General features: G+C 70.0%; 16 protein-coding genes and 4 tRNA genes. 14 read left to right on the top strand and 6 right to left on the bottom strand.

The window, feature by feature from the left end:
• Positions 1–69 precede the first annotated feature (69 nt).
• Both BLU79_RS29395 and BLU79_RS29390 read right to left on the bottom strand, forming a co-directional pair.
• Positions 70–143: transfer RNA gene (locus BLU79_RS29395), tRNA-Cys, on the bottom strand.
• 38 nt (positions 144–181) lie between these two features.
• Positions 182–254: transfer RNA gene (locus BLU79_RS29390), tRNA-Gly, on the bottom strand.
• A 180-nt stretch (positions 255–434) separates the two neighbouring features.
• Between BLU79_RS29390 and BLU79_RS29385 the strand changes: the two genes are divergently transcribed.
• From BLU79_RS29385 to BLU79_RS29375, 3 genes are read left to right on the top strand one after another with little or no spacing between them, the layout of a single operon-like run.
• A complete protein-coding gene (locus tag BLU79_RS29385; protein ID WP_093908958.1) occupies positions 435–1,487 on the top strand; it encodes a chorismate-binding protein in 1,053 nt (350 codons plus the stop codon).
• Entirely contained in the window at positions 1,484–2,305 is an 822-nt protein-coding gene (locus BLU79_RS29380; RefSeq protein WP_093908957.1) for an aminotransferase class IV, read from the top strand. Before BLU79_RS29385 ends, BLU79_RS29380 begins: the two co-directional genes overlap by 4 nt.
• Before the next feature lie 51 nt (positions 2,306–2,356).
• Positions 2,357–3,178 (top strand): GNAT family N-acetyltransferase, encoded by an 822-nt coding sequence (locus BLU79_RS29375; protein WP_093908956.1) that lies wholly within the window; start codon positions 2,357–2,359, stop codon positions 3,176–3,178.
• 11 nt (positions 3,179–3,189) lie between these two features.
• Here the strand turns inward: BLU79_RS29375 and BLU79_RS29370 are convergent, their stop codons facing one another.
• On the bottom strand, positions 3,190–3,711 hold the full coding sequence (locus tag BLU79_RS29370) for a DsbA family protein (protein WP_177001224.1): 522 nt from the start codon (positions 3,709–3,711) through the stop codon (positions 3,190–3,192).
• A gap of 233 nt (positions 3,712–3,944) precedes the next feature.
• On the opposite strand from BLU79_RS29370, the gene BLU79_RS29365 reads away from it, so the two are divergent.
• Both BLU79_RS29365 and BLU79_RS48385 read left to right on the top strand, forming a co-directional pair.
• Positions 3,945–4,388 carry a hypothetical protein gene (locus BLU79_RS29365; protein WP_093908954.1) on the top strand — a complete coding sequence of 148 codons (444 nt, stop codon included), beginning with the start codon at positions 3,945–3,947 and terminating at the stop codon, positions 4,386–4,388.
• Positions 4,389–4,542: 154 nt separating this feature from the next.
• Positions 4,543–4,695, top strand: coding sequence for a hypothetical protein (locus BLU79_RS48385; protein ID WP_004002639.1), 153 nt, complete (start codon positions 4,543–4,545; stop codon positions 4,693–4,695).
• An 80-nt stretch (positions 4,696–4,775) separates the two neighbouring features.
• Here the strand turns inward: BLU79_RS48385 and BLU79_RS29360 are convergent, their stop codons facing one another.
• Both BLU79_RS29360 and BLU79_RS29355 read right to left on the bottom strand, forming a co-directional pair.
• Positions 4,776–5,336 carry a CGNR zinc finger domain-containing protein gene (locus BLU79_RS29360; protein ID WP_093908953.1) on the bottom strand — a complete coding sequence of 187 codons (561 nt, stop codon included), beginning with the start codon at positions 5,334–5,336 and terminating at the stop codon, positions 4,776–4,778.
• Positions 5,337–5,666: 330 nt separating this feature from the next.
• On the bottom strand, positions 5,667–6,080 hold the full coding sequence (locus BLU79_RS29355; protein ID WP_004002642.1) for an SsgA family sporulation/cell division regulator: 414 nt from the start codon (positions 6,078–6,080) through the stop codon (positions 5,667–5,669).
• Between the two features lie 191 nt (positions 6,081–6,271).
• Here BLU79_RS29355 and BLU79_RS29350 point away from each other — a divergent pair, with 191 nt between their 5' ends.
• The 7 genes from BLU79_RS29350 to BLU79_RS29320 all read left to right on the top strand — a co-directional run bounded on the left by BLU79_RS29350 (position 6,272) and on the right by BLU79_RS29320 (position 13,833).
• Positions 6,272–6,730: a TIGR02611 family protein gene (locus tag BLU79_RS29350; protein WP_093908952.1), complete on the top strand. Its 459-nt coding sequence runs from the start codon at positions 6,272–6,274 to the stop codon at positions 6,728–6,730.
• A gap of 88 nt (positions 6,731–6,818) precedes the next feature.
• A tRNA-Val gene (locus tag BLU79_RS29345) sits at positions 6,819–6,890 on the top strand.
• A 359-nt stretch (positions 6,891–7,249) separates the two neighbouring features.
• Positions 7,250–8,536: an ABC transporter substrate-binding protein gene (locus BLU79_RS29340; RefSeq protein ID WP_093908951.1), complete on the top strand. Its 1,287-nt coding sequence runs from the start codon at positions 7,250–7,252 to the stop codon at positions 8,534–8,536.
• A gap of 14 nt (positions 8,537–8,550) precedes the next feature.
• Complete coding sequence (locus BLU79_RS29335; RefSeq protein ID WP_093908950.1) at positions 8,551–9,507, top strand: carbohydrate ABC transporter permease; 957 nt, start codon at positions 8,551–8,553, stop codon at positions 9,505–9,507.
• Positions 9,504–10,376, top strand: a complete 873-nt coding sequence (locus tag BLU79_RS29330; RefSeq protein ID WP_093908949.1) for a carbohydrate ABC transporter permease — start codon at positions 9,504–9,506, stop codon at positions 10,374–10,376. The genes BLU79_RS29335 and BLU79_RS29330 overlap by 4 nt, the downstream gene beginning before the upstream one ends.
• A 24-nt stretch (positions 10,377–10,400) precedes the next feature.
• Positions 10,401–11,000, top strand: coding sequence for a hypothetical protein (locus BLU79_RS29325; protein ID WP_093908948.1), 600 nt, complete (start codon positions 10,401–10,403; stop codon positions 10,998–11,000).
• Between the two features lie 97 nt (positions 11,001–11,097).
• Complete coding sequence (locus BLU79_RS29320) at positions 11,098–13,833, top strand: exo-rhamnogalacturonan lyase family protein (RefSeq protein WP_093908947.1); 2,736 nt, start codon at positions 11,098–11,100, stop codon at positions 13,831–13,833.
• Between the two features lie 91 nt (positions 13,834–13,924).
• Here BLU79_RS29320 and BLU79_RS29315 read toward each other — a convergent pair whose 3' ends face one another.
• Positions 13,925–16,369 carry an SCO7613 C-terminal domain-containing membrane protein gene (locus tag BLU79_RS29315; RefSeq protein WP_093908946.1) on the bottom strand — a complete coding sequence of 815 codons (2,445 nt, stop codon included), beginning with the start codon at positions 16,367–16,369 and terminating at the stop codon, positions 13,925–13,927.
• Between the two features lie 100 nt (positions 16,370–16,469).
• On the opposite strand from BLU79_RS29315, the gene BLU79_RS29310 reads away from it, so the two are divergent.
• Positions 16,470–16,928 carry an SRPBCC family protein gene (locus BLU79_RS29310; RefSeq protein WP_093908945.1) on the top strand — a complete coding sequence of 153 codons (459 nt, stop codon included), beginning with the start codon at positions 16,470–16,472 and terminating at the stop codon, positions 16,926–16,928.
• 39 nt (positions 16,929–16,967) lie between these two features.
• A tRNA-Val gene (locus BLU79_RS29305) sits at positions 16,968–17,039 on the top strand.
• Positions 17,040–17,045 lie beyond the last annotated feature (6 nt).

The following is a 17,045-nucleotide window of genomic DNA, read 5'->3' as shown; positions in this document are numbered from 1 at the left end:
CGATACTGGGATTGAACCAGTGACCTCTTCCGTGTCAGGGAAGCGCTCTCCCGCTGAGCTAATCGTCCTTGGAGGTGGAGACGGGATTTGAACCCGTGTAGACGGCTTTGCAGGCCGTTGCCTCGCCTCTCGGCCACTCCACCAGGAGTGTAGGGGTTCGGGAAGATCCCCTGTTCCTTCGAGCGGACGACGAGGCTCGAACTCGCGACCTCAACCTTGGCAAGGTTGCGCTCTACCAACTGAGCTACGTCCGCTTGTCGTTTCGTTCCGCTCCCGCGGCCCGGCGACGTGTTGAACTCTAGCGGATTCCGGGGCCAGCACAAAAACGCGTTTGTGCAGCGTGCTGCGCTGCACCTGCTCAGGGACGCGATGATGCTCTCCCACGGGGGACATGGCCAGGTCACCCGCCGGACACCCGCCATAGACTCGACTGCGTGCTCGACCTCCCTCCTCTCGCCCGCTTCGGCGCCTGCGTCGCCACCGGTCTCCTCGATGTCACCAGCGACCCCGCGGCCCTGGACTCCAGTGGATTCTGGGCCGTCTGCGCCGACTTCGAGGGCGGTCTGACCTGCGCCCGCTTCCGCGACGTACGCGAGGAGGCCGTGCCCGCGCCGGTGCCGGGGGAGTGGTGTGGTCCGGGAGACGGTGACTGGACGTCCTCGCTCGATCGCGCCACGTACACGGCGGGCGTACGGCGCATCCGCGAGTTCATCGCGGCCGGCGAGGTCTATCAGGCGAATCTGTGCCGGGTGCTGAGCGCGCCGATCGGGCCGGGTGCCGATGTGGACTCCCTCACTGCCCTGTTGGCCCGTGGCAATCCGGCACCGTACGCAGGAACGATCCGGCTGCCGGAGCACGGGGTCGAGATAGCCACCGCGTCGCCCGAGCTCTTCCTGCGGCGCGACGGGCGTGTCGTCGAGTCCGGGCCGATCAAGGGCACCGGGCGCACCGAGGCGGACCTCTTGGAGAAGGACTACGCCGAGAACGTGATGATCGTGGATCTGGTGCGCAACGACATCGGCCGCGTGTGCGCCACCGGGACCGTGACCGTCCCCGACCTGTGCGCCGTCGAGAAGCACCCGGGCCTTGTCCATCTCGTGTCCACCGTCCGCGGTGAGCTGCGCGAGGGCGCCGGCTGGCCTGAGCTGCTCGACGCCGCCTTCCCGCCCGGCTCGGTCACCGGCGCGCCCAAGTCGAGTGCCCTGCGGATCATCGACGCGCTGGAGACGGCGCCCCGCGGGCCGTACTGCGGGGGCATCGGCTGGGTCGACGCCGACCGGGGTGTCGGCGAGCTGGCCGTCGGGATACGTACCTTCTGGATCGACCGGGCCGAGGGGATGCTGCGCTTCGGCACCGGTGCGGGGATCACGTGGGGGTCGGATCCCGAGGGGGAGTGGCGGGAGACCGAGCTGAAGGCGGCCCGGCTGCTCGCGGTAGCGTCGGGGGCGTACGCAGTGAGTGGAGCGGACTTGCGAGGAGACCAGTGAAGCTTTGGCTCGACGGCGGGTTGCAGGACATCGAGTCCGCCCGCGTCTCCGTTTTCGACCACGGGCTGACCGTGGGCGACGGCATCTTCGAGACGGTGAAGGCGGTGGACGGCCGTCCGTTCGCGCTGACCCGGCACCTCGACAGGCTGACGCGCTCGGCGCGCGGTCTCGGCCTGCCCGAGCCCGATCACGACGAGGTCCGCCGCGCCTGCGTCGCCGTCCTGGCGGCCAACCCGATGCCGCTCGGCCGGCTGCGCATCACCTACACCGGCGGCCACGGCCCCCTCGGCTCCGACCGCGGTGAGCACGGCCCGACGCTCGTCGTCGCCCTCGGGGCCACCATCCGGCACGCCGACTCCACGGCCGTGATCACCGTGCCGTGGACCCGCAACGAACGCGGCGCGGTCACCGGCCTGAAGACGACCTCGTACGCCGAGAACGTCGTCGCCCTCGCCCGCGCCCACCAACACGGCGCCACCGAGGCCCTGTTCGGCAACACCGTCGGGCAGCTCTGCGAGGGCACCGGGTCGAACGTCTTCGTCGTCCTGGACGGCGAGATCCACACCCCGCCGCTCGCCTCGGGCTGCCTCGCGGGCATCACGCGCGCGTTGACGATCGAGTGGACCGGCGCCAAGGAGACCGACCTGCCGCTGGACGTGCTGGAGCGGGCCGAGGAGGTCTTCCTCACCTCCACCCTGCGGGACGTCCAGGCAGTGCAGCGCGTCGACGACCGCGAACTGCCGGGCGCGCCGGGCCCGGTGACCGCGAAGGCCATGCGGATCTTCGCCGAGCGGTCCGGGGACGACCTGGATCCGTAAGGCGCGGAAAATGGGCTGCCGCGGGGCCGCACGGTGGGTAGAACTCCCCTGATGACCACGACCCTGCGGCCGATCGAGCCGCTTCAGCGCAACGCCGACGGGACGCAGTCACGCCGCTACCAGGTGTGCGTGAACAGCCGCCCCGTGGGCGGGATCCGCCTCAGCACGGGCCCCGACGGCCCGTCCGTCGCCCGCGTCACGGACCTGCACATCGAGGAGCCGGACCGCAGGCGCGGGCGCGGCACGGTGGCCGTGCTCGCCGCGGAGGAGATCGCGCGGAGCTGGGGCTGCAAGAGCATCTACGCGCGCGTGCCCGGCGACGCCGAGACCGCGCTACGGCTCGCCACGGCGCTCGGGTACGTCCTGCGCAGCCGGAACATGTCCAAGCCGCTGCCCCCGACCCCGCCCGAGCTGCCCGCCGGCACCACGGCCCGGCCGATGACCGAGGCCGAGTACGGACCCTGGCTGGCGCACGAGCGCGAGGAGTTCGCCCGCAGCCTGATCGTGCGGGGCGTGTCCGCCGACGAGGCGTACGCCAGGGCCGACCAGGGGCACGCCAGATATCTGCCGGACGGCCTGGCCACCGAGAACACCCTGATCAGCGTGCTGGAGCACGAGGAGACACAGGTCGGTGTCCTCTGGCTGGGGCTCTGGCCCGACACGGCGTACGTCCTCGAAGTCGAAGCCGACGCCCGGCACCGCGGCCGGGGCCACGGCCGGGTGCTCATGCTGCTCGCCGAGGCCCAGGCGGTCGTCGGCGGGAAGGACAGCATCGCCCTGCACGTCTTCGCGGACAACGCCCCGGCCGAGCGGCTCTACGAGTCACTCGGCTACCGGACCACCCACTACAACCTGCACAAGCAACTGCTCTGAGGCGCAGAGCCTCAGACCCCTTCGGCCAGCAGCCGGTCCGCGATCTCCTCGATGCGCTCGCGCAGCCCCTCCTGGCTCTTGCCGCCGTCGAGGCGCTCACCGCCGATCACATACGTCGGGGTGCCGGTCACGCCGATCGCCTTGCCCTCGGCCTGGTCGGCGTCGACGATCAGGATGTGCCGGCCGTCGACCAGCGCGGTGTCGAACTCCTCGGCGTCGAGGCCGAGTTCCCCGGCCACCTCGACCAGGAAGGGTTCTCCCTTACCGTCCAGCTCCTCGACCCGGCCCAGCACAGCCTCGACGTACGCCCAGCCCTGCCCCTGCTCCAGCGCCTCCTCGGCGGCCTGCGCGGCGGCGAAGGCGTGCTTGTGCTTCTCCAGCGGGAAGTGCCGCAGCCGCAGCTCCAGCCGGTCGCCGTAACGGGCGCGCAGGGCACGGAGGTCGTCCAGGGCGCTGCGGCAGTCGGAACACTGCAGCTCGCACCAGACGTCGAGGACGGGGGCGGCGGGGCGGTCGGGGGAGGAGTCGCTCATGGCCCCAGTCTCCCAGTCCCGGAGCGGACGCCCCAATCCGACCTGGTGCTTCGGGCAAGGCCGACTCCGGGCACGGTCGACTCGGGTCGTACGCCTGCGACCGGCACCTGTGGAGGAGGCGACCCGGAGATGTCCCTGATGTCCGGCCCAGGCATGGCCGGGCGGGGGCGCCACGGTGCAGGATGGAAGGGACGAAGTGCCCTGACCTCGACCCAGCCTGCCTGGAGGACCGGATGATTGCCGAGACCGTCTGTTCCGCCGCCGCCGTGGCCGGCCTGGGCATCGCGGCGGTCACGGCGTACCGCAAGCGGTTCCTCGCGGCCGCCCGGCTGGCCGCGTACTCGCTGGTGCCTCTCGGCCTGGTGATGACGGGTGTCGTCGACTGGCTGGCGGACACCGCGTTCAGCCCCACCGCCTGGGCGGGCTTCGGCGTGCTCGGCGCGGCCTGGCTGCTGTTCGCGAGCACGCGCGCGGTGGAGCGCCGCCGCGGCGGCACCCGCAAGGAGCGCAAGGAAGCTCGCGCCGCCGCACAGCGCGAGGCCGTGGCGCCGCAGGCCTCGGCGCCCTCGCTGGGCCCGGGCACCCGCCAGGCGACCAGGCCCACGACCGCGCCCCGGGCCGAGGCTGGCGACGACTTCAGCGACATCGAGGCCATCCTGAAGAAGCACGGCATATGACCCCTGCCTGCGGGACTGAAACGACACAGTGGGTCGCCGCCCGTCCCTAAGCGATCACGACTCGAACCGGACATCGCGGAATCCGGCGAACTCCCGCTCATTCCGGGCGTGGTGATCGCGCGGCGAGCGCCAACTAGGCCATCATCGCCGCGAGATGCTGGACACGACTCAAAGCGAGGCCGCGCCCCCTCAGGACGAGCCTCGCGGGTGCCTCTTCGCCCTTTCCCAACCACCGCTGATGATCTTCCTTGCGGTGATCGGGTGTCTGCTCCTCATGGCTGCGCTGCACGACCTGCTGCTGCTCTGAGCCGTACCCGCGGCCCCCGGCGCCACCCGCCGGGGTCCGCGTCGACGCAGACGTCGTGTCCGCCCGCGGACGATCGCCGCTCAGCCGGCCGCTTCCTTGCGGCGCGCCCGGTAGGCGGCCACATGCAGACGGTTTCCGCAGGTACGGCTGTCGCAGTAGCGCCGCGAACGGTTGCGGGAGAGATCCACGAAGGCATGCCGGCAGTCCGGCGCCTCACAGCGCCGCAGCCGCTCCTGCTCCCCGGCCACCACGAAGAACGCCAGCGCCATGCCGCAGTCGGCCGCCAGATGGTCGGCGACGGAGGCACCGGGGGCGAAGTAGTGCACATGCCAGTCGTAGCCGTCGTGGTCCGTGAGGCGGGGCGTGGTGCCCGCGGCGGCGACCAGCTCGTTGATCAGCGCGGCAGCGCGCCGAGCCTCCGGTTCCGCGAAGATCGCGGCGAACCGCGCCCGCACCTTGCGTACCGCCGACAGATCGAACTCCGAGAGGACCCCGACATCGCTGAATTCGTGCGTTCGCACGAAATCCTCGAGAGCCGCGACGTCCGCCAGCCCGTCCGGTGTCTCGTCGTCGTCCGGCGCGGTGTTCACCAGATCCACCACGGCATCGAGCGCACACCGGGTGTCATGGGTGATGAGCACGTTTCGCTCCCTGGCCTGGGGGTCGGGCGGGCGCCCGCCGATGCTGGCCGATGGTAGTGGCATCCGCCGGGACCGTAGCGGCCCTGCCCCTGCTGTGACGTCGATTACAACGCCGCGGGAGCTCCGACGGTTCCCGTCCCGGCCGACGGTCTGCCTGGGTGGGCCACGGCACCGCCCTGAAGGGCCGCCCCGCCCGAGCGGCACCCCACAGGCACACCAGCGCCGTCCCCGGCGATGCGGAGACGGCGCTGGTGCGTGCCCTATGCGGTTGTCTTGGCCCGAGCCGTCTCCCCGAGTCGACGGCGCCGGGCGGCTTGCGGGGGCCTCGCCCTAGCTTTCCGCCAGGATGTGCGAGAGCTCCTGGTCGAGATCGAAATGCCGATGCTCCGTGCCGGGAGGCACAGCGGCATCCGTCCGCTTCAGGAAGGACTCCAGAGCCCGTGCCGGGGCCTCGAGCAGCGCCTCGCCCTCCGGAGAGCTCAGGGCGATGCAGACGACGCCCTGGCCATGACTACGCGACGGCCAGACCCGGACGTCGCCGGTTCCGGTGGGCCGGTGCAGGCCCTCCGCGAGGAGGTCGCGGGCGAACACCCACTCGACGGTTTCCTCGGCTCCGGTGTGGAAGGTGGCGTGCACGGCGTAGGGGTCGGCCGTGTCGTACCGCAGGCCTGCGGGGACAGGCAGGGAGGACTCGCTCGACACAACGAGGCGCAGGTGCAGCTCGCAGCTGACCGTGGTGTTCATAAGCGCCAGGGCCTTTCGCTCAGTGTGCGCTCGGGGATTCGCACGTCGGCGAAATCGACATGCCACCTACGGTGCCGTTGTAAACCCCTCTGAGTGTTTTGCGTGTGTTTACGTAACTCTTCCGGCCGAGAACCCGTTCGCGAGGTACGACCATTCCGGTGACTGGTTTCGGTCCGGTAGGGTTTGGCCGTATGAATACGGGGAGTAACGAGCCTGGCGAGGTTGCCGTGGCGACTGACGAGACCGAAGTGGACGGTGTGAAGGGCGACAGCGAGCAGGGGCTCGGCTCGAGAGCACCGGAGTTCATCAAGGCGCGCAGGGCGCTGCACGTGAGCTGGCAGGTGGGTGTCTTCATCATCGGCCTGGCGGTCGTGGTCGCGGGCATCATCATGCTGCCGCTGCCCGGGCCCGGCTGGGTCGTGATCTTCGGCGGCATGGCGATCTGGGCCACCGAGTTCGTCTGGGCCCAGCTGGTGCTGCGCTGGACCAAGCGCAAGGTCACCGAGGCGGCCCAGAAGGCCCTCGACCCGAAGGTGCGCCGCCGCAACATCATCCTGACGACGATCGGCCTCGTGATCGTGGGCGTGCTCGTCGGCATCTACGTGTGGAAGTTCGGCATCGTCATGCCCTGGAAGATCAAGGACCAGTGATCCGCGCGGGGGGTGCGGGGGCCGGTCGGGCCGGGTCCGGACTGGTCACGCGCACCCCCTGACATGGGGTAATGTTCTTCCTGCGTCCGGGCGATTAGCTCAGTGGGAGAGCGCTTCGTTCACACCGAAGAGGTCACTGGTTCGAACCCAGTATCGCCCACCCGGATCGGCGGCCCGTCTGCGAGAGTGCAGGCGGGCCGCCGTCGTATGTGCCCTTCCGGGGTGAGCTCGGGCCCCGACGGTGCCGTGCCCGGGCAGGCGAGTTCTGGTCGATCGGCAGACGCGTGCGGATGGCGGGTTCGTGTTCGGCCCGTCGATCGCATGCGTCTCACCTGCGGAGTCGGGCGATCTGATGCCCGGTTCGTTCCCGACGGGCCGTCAACTTGCCGCGCAGGCCCCTAAGAAATTCCTGTCCGAATCATTGACGCACCACGAGGCCCCTCGTAGCTTGTGCCAGCAAGCGCTTACTTGAAACGATTCATGCAGGCGGCAATGACGCTGCGGGGAGGGGGCCCAACCATGGGAACCAGCAGGAATGTTGAGAGGCGTACGATCCTGAAGGTGGCGGGGGCCTCCGCGGCCACGCTCGGGCTGGGAGCGACGGCCGCGTGCGGTGGCGACAGCGGCTCCGGAGACGGGACGGTGACGCTCCGTTACGCGTGGTGGGGCGGCGAGCCGCGCACCATCGCCATCAAGAAGACGATCGCGCTCTTCGAGAAGAAGTACCCGAAGATCAAGATCAAGCCTGAATTCACGGACTACGAGGCGTTCTGGGAGAAGTTCCAGACCCAGGCCTCCGGCGGGAATCCGCCGGACGTTTTCCAGAATGCGGTCGGCTTCCTGCGCAAGTACGACAAGCGCGGTGTTCTGCTGGATCTCAAGGCGCAGGCCGACGCCGGCAATCTGAGCCTGGACAACTTCCGCAACGGCGTTCTGGCGAACGGTCAGGTCGACGGCAAGCAGATCGGCATACCCGTCGGCGCCAACACCATGGCGCTCGTCATCGACCTCAACGCCTTCAAGAAGGCGGGCGTGGAGGCGAAGTTCGGCTGGACCTGGGACGAGTACTTCGACGCGCTCCAGACGATCCAGGACAAGCTGAAGATCGCCGGTGACACCGGCTACTTCAGCATCATGTACCTCTACGACCTCTACCTCCGTCAGAACGGCAAGGCCTTCTTCACCGACTCCGATCTCGGCTTCACCGAGGACGATCTGACGCAGTGGTGGGAGGACGGCTACAAGCGCGTGAGATCCGGGCTCGTCGCCGACCCGAAGAAGATCGAGCAGGTCAAGCCCGAGTCCGGTCTCTCGGCGGGGCTCGCCGCGTCCGAGTTCACCTGGGACAACTTCTCCATCCGTTACGAGGGCGAGGGCGAGTCGGACTACGGGCTCGCGCCGATCCCCACAACGGACGGCAAGGAGACCGGCCAGTACCTCGGCTCTCTGATGATGAGTGCCTTCTCCGGGACCAAGCACCCGAAGGAAGTCGCCCAGTTCATCGACTTCATGGTCCACGACCCCGAGGTCGGCAAGATCATGGGCTACGACCGCGGCATCCTCGCCACCACCGAGCAGTACGACGCGTTCAAGCCGACCGACGCCAACAACAAGGGCGTCGCGGCCTACGAGGACGAGGTCGCCGAGGCCGACGTCCTCGGGAAGATCACCCCGCACCCGTCCGGCGCCGACGTCATCGAGGCGGCGTTCCTGCGCATCGGCGGCGAGGTCGCCCAGGGCAAGACCAAGCCGGCCGACGCCGCCAAGGCACTGTTCAGCGAGGCCAAGGCCGCGTTCGCGGGCTGAGGGGACGTACCACCATGACGCTCGTCAAGGAAGCGCCCGCGCGCCCGGCCGGGAAGCGGTCCGCCGCTCCCACCGCCGGGCGGCGCGGGCGGCGCCGCGAGAACCTCGCCGGCTATCTCTTCATGTCGCCGTGGATCGCGGGGTTCCTGGTACTGACGGCGGGGCCGATGGTCGCGTCGCTGTACTACGCGTTCACCCGCTACAACCTCTTCACGCCGCCCGAGTGGGTGGGCTTCGACAACTTCACGACGATGTTCCAGGACCCGCGCTGGCAGAAGTCGGTCGAGGTCACGCTGAAGTACGTCGTCGTGGCCACCCCGCTGAAGCTGCTGCTGGCGCTCGGAGTCGCGCTGCTGCTCGCACAGAAGCGGCGCGGACAGGGTCTGTACCGGGCCGCGTTCTACATGCCCTCGCTCATCGGCGCCAGCGTCTCCGTCGGCTTCGTGTGGCGGGCGCTGTTCTCGGACGACGCGATCGTGGACCGGACGCAGAAGATCTTCGGGCTCGATGTCGGGGGCTGGATCGGTAACCCCGACTACGTCATCTACGCCCTGGTCGCGCTGAGCATCTGGCAGTTCGGCGCGCCCATGGTCATCTTCCTGGCCGGTCTCAAGCAGGTCCCGCAGGAGCTGTACGAGGCGGCCGAGGTGGACGGGGCCGGTCCCTTGCGGCGGTTCTGGAACATCACGCTGCCGATGATCTCCCCGGTGCTGTTCTTCAACGTGCTGCTGGAGTCCATCCACGCGTTCCAGGTGTTCGGCTCGGCCTATGTCGTCTCCGACACCCGGTGCGGGCCCGCCGACGCCACGCTCGTCTACACCTGTTACCTCTACCAGAAGGGCTTCAAGGAGGCCCAGATGGGCTTCGCCTCCGCGATGGCCTGGACGCTGGTGATCGCGGTGGCGCTCGTCACGGCGGTCCTGTTCTGGTCGCAGAAGAAGTGGGTGCACTACGAGGAGGCCGCCAAGTGACCAGTGCCACCAGCCCTGCCCTGCACACCGCGAACGAGCGGCGGCGCCTCGGATCCATCGCCTGGCACGTGGGCGCGCTCGCCGTCCTCGCGGTCGTCCTCTATCCCGTGATCTGGGTGGCCGGCGCCTCGTTCAAGCCGAGCAAGGACATCGTCGCCAGCCTCGACCTGCTGCCCACCGAGCCGGTCTGGGCGAACTTCTCCGGGCTCGCCGACGGCATCTCCGGCATCTCCATCAGCACCTTCTTCTGGAACTCGCTGATGTACGCGATCCTCGCCGTGGTCGGTGTCGTGCTGTCGAGCTCGCTGACCGCTTACGCCTTCGCCAAGATCCGGTTCGCCGGGCGGAACCTGCTCTTCACGCTGATGATCGGCACGCTGCTGCTGCCGTACCACGTGCTGCTCATCCCGCAGTACGTGCTCTTCCGCAACCTTGAGCTCACCGACACCCTGGTGCCGCTCGTCGCGGGCAAGTTCCTGGCCACGGAAGCCTTCTTCGTGTTCCTGATGGTCCAGTTCATGCGGGGACTGCCGCGCGAGCTGGACGAGGCCGCCAAACTCGACGGCTGCGGGCATCTGCGCACCTACTGGTCGATCGTGCTGCCGCTGAGCCGGCCCGCGCTCATCACCAGCGCGATCTTCACCTTCATCAACGCCTGGAACGACTTCATGGGGCCGTTGATCTACCTCAACACCCCCGACAAGTACACCGTCTCGCTCGGCCTGATGATGTTCCGCGACCAGGAGGGCATCGCCAACTACGGCGGCATGATCGCGATGTCGCTGGTGGCGCTCGTGCCGGTCATCGCCTTCTTCATGGCGTTCCAGCGCTACCTCATCGACGGTATGGCGACGTCCGGACTGAAGTGAGCAGGAAGGGCTGAGGCGGTCACCATGGCGGAAGCACGTGTGAAGGCCCGCTCCCGGCGCAGGGAGTCCATGTTCGGCGAGCGGTTCGCGGTCTTCGCGGAGTGTCTGCTCACCGGTGTGTGGATCGCCGGCGCCTGCCTCGGGGCCGTCACCTATCCGGCCGCCTTCGCCGCCGGCGCACGGCATCTGCGGCGTCGTACGACTCACGAGGGCGGTGGCCTGCGGGAGTTCGTCACGGACTTCCGTACGGCCGTGCGCGGCGGGTGGGTCGTCGGGCTCGCCGGGTGGGTGGCGGCCGGTGCGGTCTGGGTGGACGTCCTGGCCGCGCGGGCCGGGATCCCCGGTGGGCCGTTCGTCGGGGCCGTCGGCGTCTTCGCGCTGATCGGGGTGGCCGTGGCCCTGCTGCGGGCGGCCGCCGTCTGGACACCGGGTGCCGCCTGGCGGGCGTTGCTCGCGGACGCCGGGCGGCGGACCGTGCTCGATCCCGCCGGGACCTTCCTGGTCGTCTGCGGGCTGGCCGTCGTGGCCCTGTCCGCCTGGTTCGTCCCGCCGCTGGCGGTCCCCGTCCTGGGGGCCGTCGCGGCGGCGGCCGTCGCCGTGGAGGAGCGGTACCGGCACCGCTGACGGGCGGTGCCCCGCACAAGGTCGGCGCCCCCTGCGTCGTACCTCTCTCTGTCATGCCCCTGACCACACCCTTGCACCCCGCACGGAAGGAAAGGCCATGTCCCCCATCCCCCGCAGGTCCCTCCTCAAGGCGGCCGCCGTGGCCGGCGCCGCCGCGCAGTTCAGCTGGGCACTGGGAGCCAAGGACGCGCAGGCCGCGCCCAGAGCCGCCGACGCCGATGCCGACCCCGTGACCCTCGACTGGCTGGAGGACGGCGGCCTCGGTGCCGCGCCCGGCTCCACCGTGGGTGTGCCCTGGCCGAAGGGTGCCTACCAGGAGGACCAGGCCTTCGCGGTGACCGACGCGGACGGCAAGTCCGTGCCCGTGCAGTCCTGGCCGCTCGCCTACTGGCCCGACGGCTCCCTCAAGTGGACGGCCCACGCGGTGAGTTCGGGCACCGGCAAGCTCACGCTCGCCGCCGGCGAGGCCGCCGTACCGGTGAAGAAGGTCACCGTCGACAAGCGCGGCGGCACCATCGACGTCTCGACCGGCGTCATCACGGCGAAGATCGGTAAGTCGGGCGCGACCCTCATCAAGTCGGTCACCCGCGGCTCCACCGAGATCGCCAAGAACGGGCGGCTCGTGCTGATCCGCCAGCCCGAGATCGAGGACGAGGACCAGGGCGCCGTCAAGACCGAGCGCTTCGAGGGAGCCATCTCCGAGGTCACCGTCGAGCAGGAGGGTCCGGTCCGCGCGGTCGTCCGCATCGACGGCAAGCACCGCAAGGGCAGCCGGAGCTGGCTCCCCTTCTCCATCCGGCTCTACTTCTACGCGGGCGCCGACTCCTTCCGCATGGTGCACACCATCACTTACGACGGCACCCAGGAGCCGGGCAAGGCGAGCGGCGACTTCATCCGCGGCATCGGCGTGCGCTTCACCGTGCCGATGCGCGACCAGTCCTACGACCGTCACATCCGCATCGGCGGCGAGGGCACCGGCCTGCTCCGCGAGGCCGTCAAGGGCATCACCGGACTGCGCCGCGACCCGGGGGCGGCCGTACAGGCGGCGCAGTTCGCGGGGGAGAAGCTGCCCGACCCGGCCACCTGGGACCAGCGCGTGACGACCCGGCTCCAGTACATCCCCGAGTGGGGCGACTACACGCTCTCCCAGCTCTCGGCCGACGGCTTCAACCTGCGCAAGCGCACGAAGAAGGGGTACGGCTGGATCGGCGCCGGCGGCGGCCGACGCGCCTCCGGCTTCGGTTACGTCGGCGGCGTCAGCGGCGGACTCTCCTTCGGGCTCCGGGACTTCTGGGAGAAGTTCCCGGCCCAGCTCGACATCCGCGACGCCCACACCGACGAGGCCGAGGTCACGATGTGGCTCTGGTCGCCCGAGGCGCAGCCCATGGACCTGCGCTTCTACCACGACGGCATGGGCCAGGACACCTACCCCGAACAGCTCGAGGGCCTCAACATCACCTACGAGGACTACGAGCCGGAGTTCGGCACTCCGTACGGCATCGCCCGGACCTCCGAACTCCTCTTCTGGGCCAACGAGTCCACGCCCTCGGCGGACGCTCTCGCCCAACAGGTCGAGGCCGTACGGGTGTTGCCCCAGATCGCCGCCCCGCCCAAGCAGCTCATCAAGGCCAAGGTCTTCGGCCCTGGTCTCTACTCCGAGCCGGACCGCTCCACGCCCGCCAAGGCGAAGATCGAGGACCACCTCGACTTCCTCTTCACCTATTACAAGGACCAGGTGGAGATGCGTCGTTGGTACGGCTTCTGGGACTACGGCGACATCATGCACACCTACGACACCGTCAGGCACCAGTGGCGGTACGACATCGGCGGCTACGCCTGGGACAACTCCGAGCTGTCGCCGGACCTCTGGCTGTGGTTCGCTTATCTGCGGTCCGGCCGCGCGGACATCTTCCGGTTCGCCGAGGCGATGACCCGGCACACCGGCGAGGTCGACGTCTACCACCTCGGCGAGTGGGCCGGCCTCGGCACCCGGCACGGCGTGCAGCACTACGCCGACAGTGCCAAGCAGCAGCGCATCGCCAACACGACGTATCGCCGCTACTACTACTTCCTCACCGCCGACGAACGGGTCGGCGACCTCATGCACGCCAACGTCGACTCCGACGAGACCTTCCTGGTCCTCGACCCGATCCGCAAGATCCGCACCGAGCCGTACACGCCCGACCGGCACGCACTGTCGATCGGCTTCGGCACGGACTGGAGCGGGCTCGTCTCGGCGTGGCTGACCGAGTGGGAGCGCAAGGGGCCGAAGTGGGAGAAGGCACGCGCGCGCGTGCTGTCCACGATGGAGACGATCGCCGCCCAGCCCAACGGCTTCGTACAGGGCAGCGGGCTCTATGACCTCGACACGGGCAAGTTCGCCGTCGCCGACAAGCCGGTGGTCGGTGTCTCGCACCTCTCCGCCGTGTTCGGCCTCAACGAGCTGTGCGCCGAACTCATCGACCTCGTCGATATGCCGAAGTTCAACGAGGCGTACTTCGACTACTGCCGCTACTTCAACGCCACCAAGGCCGAGCAGGCGGCACGCTACGGCTCCAACTTCGGCTCCCTGCTGCTCTTCCAGGGGCACTCCCGCCTCGACGCGTACGCCGCCGTCCAGACCGGCGACGAGAAGCTCGCCACGCGCGCGTGGGAGAAGTTCTACAACTCCGACGGCTACAAGGAGTCGGCGCCCTGGAAGACGGAGGAGCTGAGGGGGCCGGCTTCGTTGGTGCCGGGTAGTGAGGCGGCCTGGGTGTCGACGAACGACACCGCGCTGTATGGCCTCGCCGCTATCGAGAACCTCGCGTTGCTGGGAGACAAGATGCCGTAACAGGTTGTGGGGAACTGCGGGGCTGTTGTGGCTGGTCGCGCCCACGCGGCGGAGCCGCATATCGATACAGCCCCGCGCCCCTTACGGCGCTTCAGTGCATGCTGCCCAAGAAGTTCCGCATCTTTCGGGCGTCCCTCAGGCGTTGTTCGTACGTCGCTCCGAGGGCGAGCAGCAGGAGGCCGGCCAGTGCGGGAAGTACCCAGCGGGGGAGTGCCTCGGTCACCTGGGCGATGTACGGGGCGAGTTCGTGCAGGGCGTCCAGGGCGAGCACCGTGCCGCCGAGCAGCAGGGGCGCCTGGAGGTGGTGCCCGGCGCCCAGCAGGGTGACTGACAGTGCCGCCAGGCCCAGCAGCAGCGGGCGCGTCCAGTGTGGGTCGCTCCAGGCCGCGAGGAGGCTCGGCAGGAGGGTTGCGGCGAGTCCGGGGGCGTACGCCCTCCAGGACGAGGCCTCGGGATCGCGGCGCCTGCGCAGGGCGCCGATGAGCAGTGCCGGGATGCTGACCGGCAGGGTGTACGCCTCGGGCGTCGCGACATCCCAGGCCGCCAGGCGCACCCACGTGGCCAGGACGAAGAGGGCGGCGGAGGCGTAGGCCGCGGCGCGGCGGTCGGGGCGGATCGCCACGCCGGCGGTGATCACCCCGCAGAGCGCCAGGACCAGGGCGAGCATCGGCAGGTCGGCCGAGGCCGCCGCCAGCCCGACGGCGAGCAGTGCCGCGATCGCGCCCGCCACCTCGACCGGGACCGTCGCCCGCGCGCCACCGAGCCGTGCCGCGTGCAGGGCCGCCGCCACCGGGACCGCCAGGACCAACAGGGCGGTGTACTGCGGCTCCCAGTCGGCCGAGGCCCCTGTCGCGCAGGCGAGCAGGGCGGCGTACGCGAGCGAGGTCGGGGCCGTGACCGGGGCGAGGTGCGGCTTCCAGGAGGCCGCCGCGAACAGTGCCGTCAGTGTGGAGAGCACGGTGAGGGTCGCGGGCTCGGTGGTCAGGGAGAGGAAGGCGAGGGTGAGGGAGGTGAGGAGGGCGAGGGCCGTGGCGGTGGGGCGAGCGGTCGGGAAGTCGACAGCAGTGGATGCCTTTGCGGAGGGCTCCGAGGGTTCTTCCGTCGCCGTGTCCGGGCGCTCGGACGGCCGTATCCACGCGGCCGCCGCGAGGGCGCCTGCCGTCGTGATCCCGAGCGCGACCAGGCCTACGGCGTAGGGGGCTTCGAGCACAGCCGGAAGGACCAGCACCGTCGCCCACGCCAGCACCAGCGCACCGGTCAGGGCGCGGGGCCGCCAGATGGCCTCACGCAGGGCGAGGACCAGTACGACGGTGACGACCGCCAGGACGACGGGCACCGTCTCCGAGTCCGCGGGCCACTGCGCGTCCACCGCCACTGCCTCGCGCACGCCACCCGGTGCCCCGGACCACACCCGCTCCGCCCAGGCGACCGGCCCCAACAGCGCGATCCCGACCAGGGGCAGCGTCCACAGCAGGGCGAGTCCTTGTACGGCGGCGGAGGCCCGGGCGAGCCCGTGCCGGACCGACTCCGGCAGTCGCTCCATCCGTACCGCCGCGAGCAGCGCGATCCCGCACGCCAGATACGCCGGAACCGTCCACGCGTCCGGCAGTACGGGGCGGGCGGTTCCGCCGAGCGCGGCGACCGTGAGGAGGCCGGCGGCGACGGCGAGGCCGCCCGCCTGCTTCTCGGCGGTCTCCCGCCAGGCCGCCGTCAGCGCGATGCCCACCGCGAAGAGGAGGAGCGCCGCCGCACGGGCGGCGGCGCTCGGGCCGGTGGCCGTCCAGGACAGCCAACCGGCGGCCCACACACCCCAGGCGCCCATGCCGTACGCACCGATCATGGCGGTGATCCGTACGGACCTTGCGGGCACCCGGAGCGCCACACCCGTGTCGAACCCGGCCGTCACAAGCACGGCGGCCGTGATCCCGTACAGGCCCGCATCGGCCGCCACCGCCCAGAGGGTGAGGGGGAGTTGGGCGGCGATCAGTGCGGCGGGCAGGGGCAGACGCAGCTCGGAGGTGCGCGGCAGCAGGCCGTACGCCGTCCACAGGGTCGCCAGTACCACCGAAGCGGCCGCGACGTAGCCCGTGGCGTCCATGTCGGCCGACGTGACCTGGTGCAGCGCGTACGCGTCGAGCACGGTCAGCGCGAACCCGATCCCCGCCACCGACTCGGCCGTCGACCGCAGCCCGTGCCTCAGCAGCGGCACCGGCGCGGCGAGCACCGCCACCGTGACCCCGCCGAGCACCAGGGCGCGCCCGGCGATCCCCAGGTGTCCCCAGCTGACCAGCGTGAACGCCATCGCGGCGATGGTGAGCAGGACGGCGCCGAGCACCAGCAGCACGTTCTGGACCCGGGGTGCCGACGTCTCGGGGCGCGGCGATGCGACGGGCGCCGGGGCCGGCCGGGCCGCCGCTTGCAGCGCGGTGACCAGCCAGGCTCGGCGGTGCAGCAACTGGGCCCGGCGGACGTCCAGCTGGCGCAGCTCGAGGTCGAGGAGCCGCAACTCCTCGGCCGGTGGCGGAAAGTGCGTCATGCCTGGAGTGTGGTCCGCGTCACGTCCTATGGCATGAGTGCGCGTACTCAGAACGTACTCAGGTACCGCGCAGACCCGCCGATCGGGGCAGACTCGGCCCATGGACTGGAGCCACTACCGCTTCCGCAGCCTGTGGGCCCTGCCCGCGCCTCCCGCCACCGTCTACGACCTGCTGGAACAGGCCGAGGACTACCCCCGTTGGTGGCCCCAGGTGCGAACGGTGACCAAACTCGATGAGACCACCGGCGTGATCACGATCCGCTCCGTCCTGCCGTACGACATGGTCTTCACCGCGCGCGAGGTGCGGCGGGACCGGGAGGCCGGAGTGCTGGAGATCGCCATGTCCGGGGACATCGACGGCTGGGCACGGTGGACGGTCACCTCGCATGCCGGCGGGACCTTGGCTCGCTACGACCAGGTCGTCGATGTGAACAAGCCGTTGTTGCGGCGTCTCGCCGTCCCCGGGCGGCCCGTCTTCCGCGCCAACCACTGGCTGATGATGCGGTCCGGGCGGCGGGGACTGGCGGCCTACTTGGCCGGTGGTCATCAAGCGGTTTGAAGGAAACGCGCCGGGACCTGTATGGTTCAGTGCGTTCCCGGGCGATTAGCTCAGTGGGAGAGCGCTTCGTTCACACCGAAGAGGTCACTGGTTCGAACCCAGTATCGCCCACCGGGA

The organism is Streptomyces sp. cf386, assembly GCF_900103585.1.
In the GTDB taxonomy this organism is placed as follows: Bacteria; Actinomycetota; Actinomycetes; order Streptomycetales; family Streptomycetaceae; genus Streptomyces.
This window is presented reverse-complemented; position numbering and strand designations above follow the sequence as displayed.

Bases quoted from the DNA above. Each gene is read 5' to 3' on its own strand.
- BLU79_RS29365 (WP_093908954.1), top strand. From the start codon at position 3,945: ATGATTGCCGAGACCGTCTGTTCCGCCGCCGCCGTGGCCGGCCTGGGC.
- BLU79_RS29315 (WP_093908946.1), bottom strand. From the start codon at position 16,369: ATGACGCACTTTCCGCCACCGGCCGAGGAGTTGCGGCTCCTCGACCTC.
- BLU79_RS29350 (WP_093908952.1), top strand. From the start codon at position 6,272: ATGAATACGGGGAGTAACGAGCCTGGCGAGGTTGCCGTGGCGACTGAC.
- BLU79_RS29310 (WP_093908945.1), top strand. From the start codon at position 16,470: ATGGACTGGAGCCACTACCGCTTCCGCAGCCTGTGGGCCCTGCCCGCG.
- BLU79_RS29375 (WP_093908956.1), top strand. From the start codon at position 2,357: ATGACCACGACCCTGCGGCCGATCGAGCCGCTTCAGCGCAACGCCGAC.
- BLU79_RS29335 (WP_093908950.1), top strand. From the start codon at position 8,551: ATGACGCTCGTCAAGGAAGCGCCCGCGCGCCCGGCCGGGAAGCGGTCC.
- BLU79_RS29355 (WP_004002642.1), bottom strand. From the start codon at position 6,080: ATGAACACCACGGTCAGCTGCGAGCTGCACCTGCGCCTCGTTGTGTCG.
- BLU79_RS48385 (WP_004002639.1), top strand. From the start codon at position 4,543: ATGCTGGACACGACTCAAAGCGAGGCCGCGCCCCCTCAGGACGAGCCT.
- BLU79_RS29325 (WP_093908948.1), top strand. From the start codon at position 10,401: ATGGCGGAAGCACGTGTGAAGGCCCGCTCCCGGCGCAGGGAGTCCATG.
- BLU79_RS29320 (WP_093908947.1), top strand. From the start codon at position 11,098: ATGTCCCCCATCCCCCGCAGGTCCCTCCTCAAGGCGGCCGCCGTGGCC.
- BLU79_RS29370 (WP_177001224.1), bottom strand. From the start codon at position 3,711: ATGAGCGACTCCTCCCCCGACCGCCCCGCCGCCCCCGTCCTCGACGTC.
- BLU79_RS29340 (WP_093908951.1), top strand. From the start codon at position 7,250: ATGGGAACCAGCAGGAATGTTGAGAGGCGTACGATCCTGAAGGTGGCG.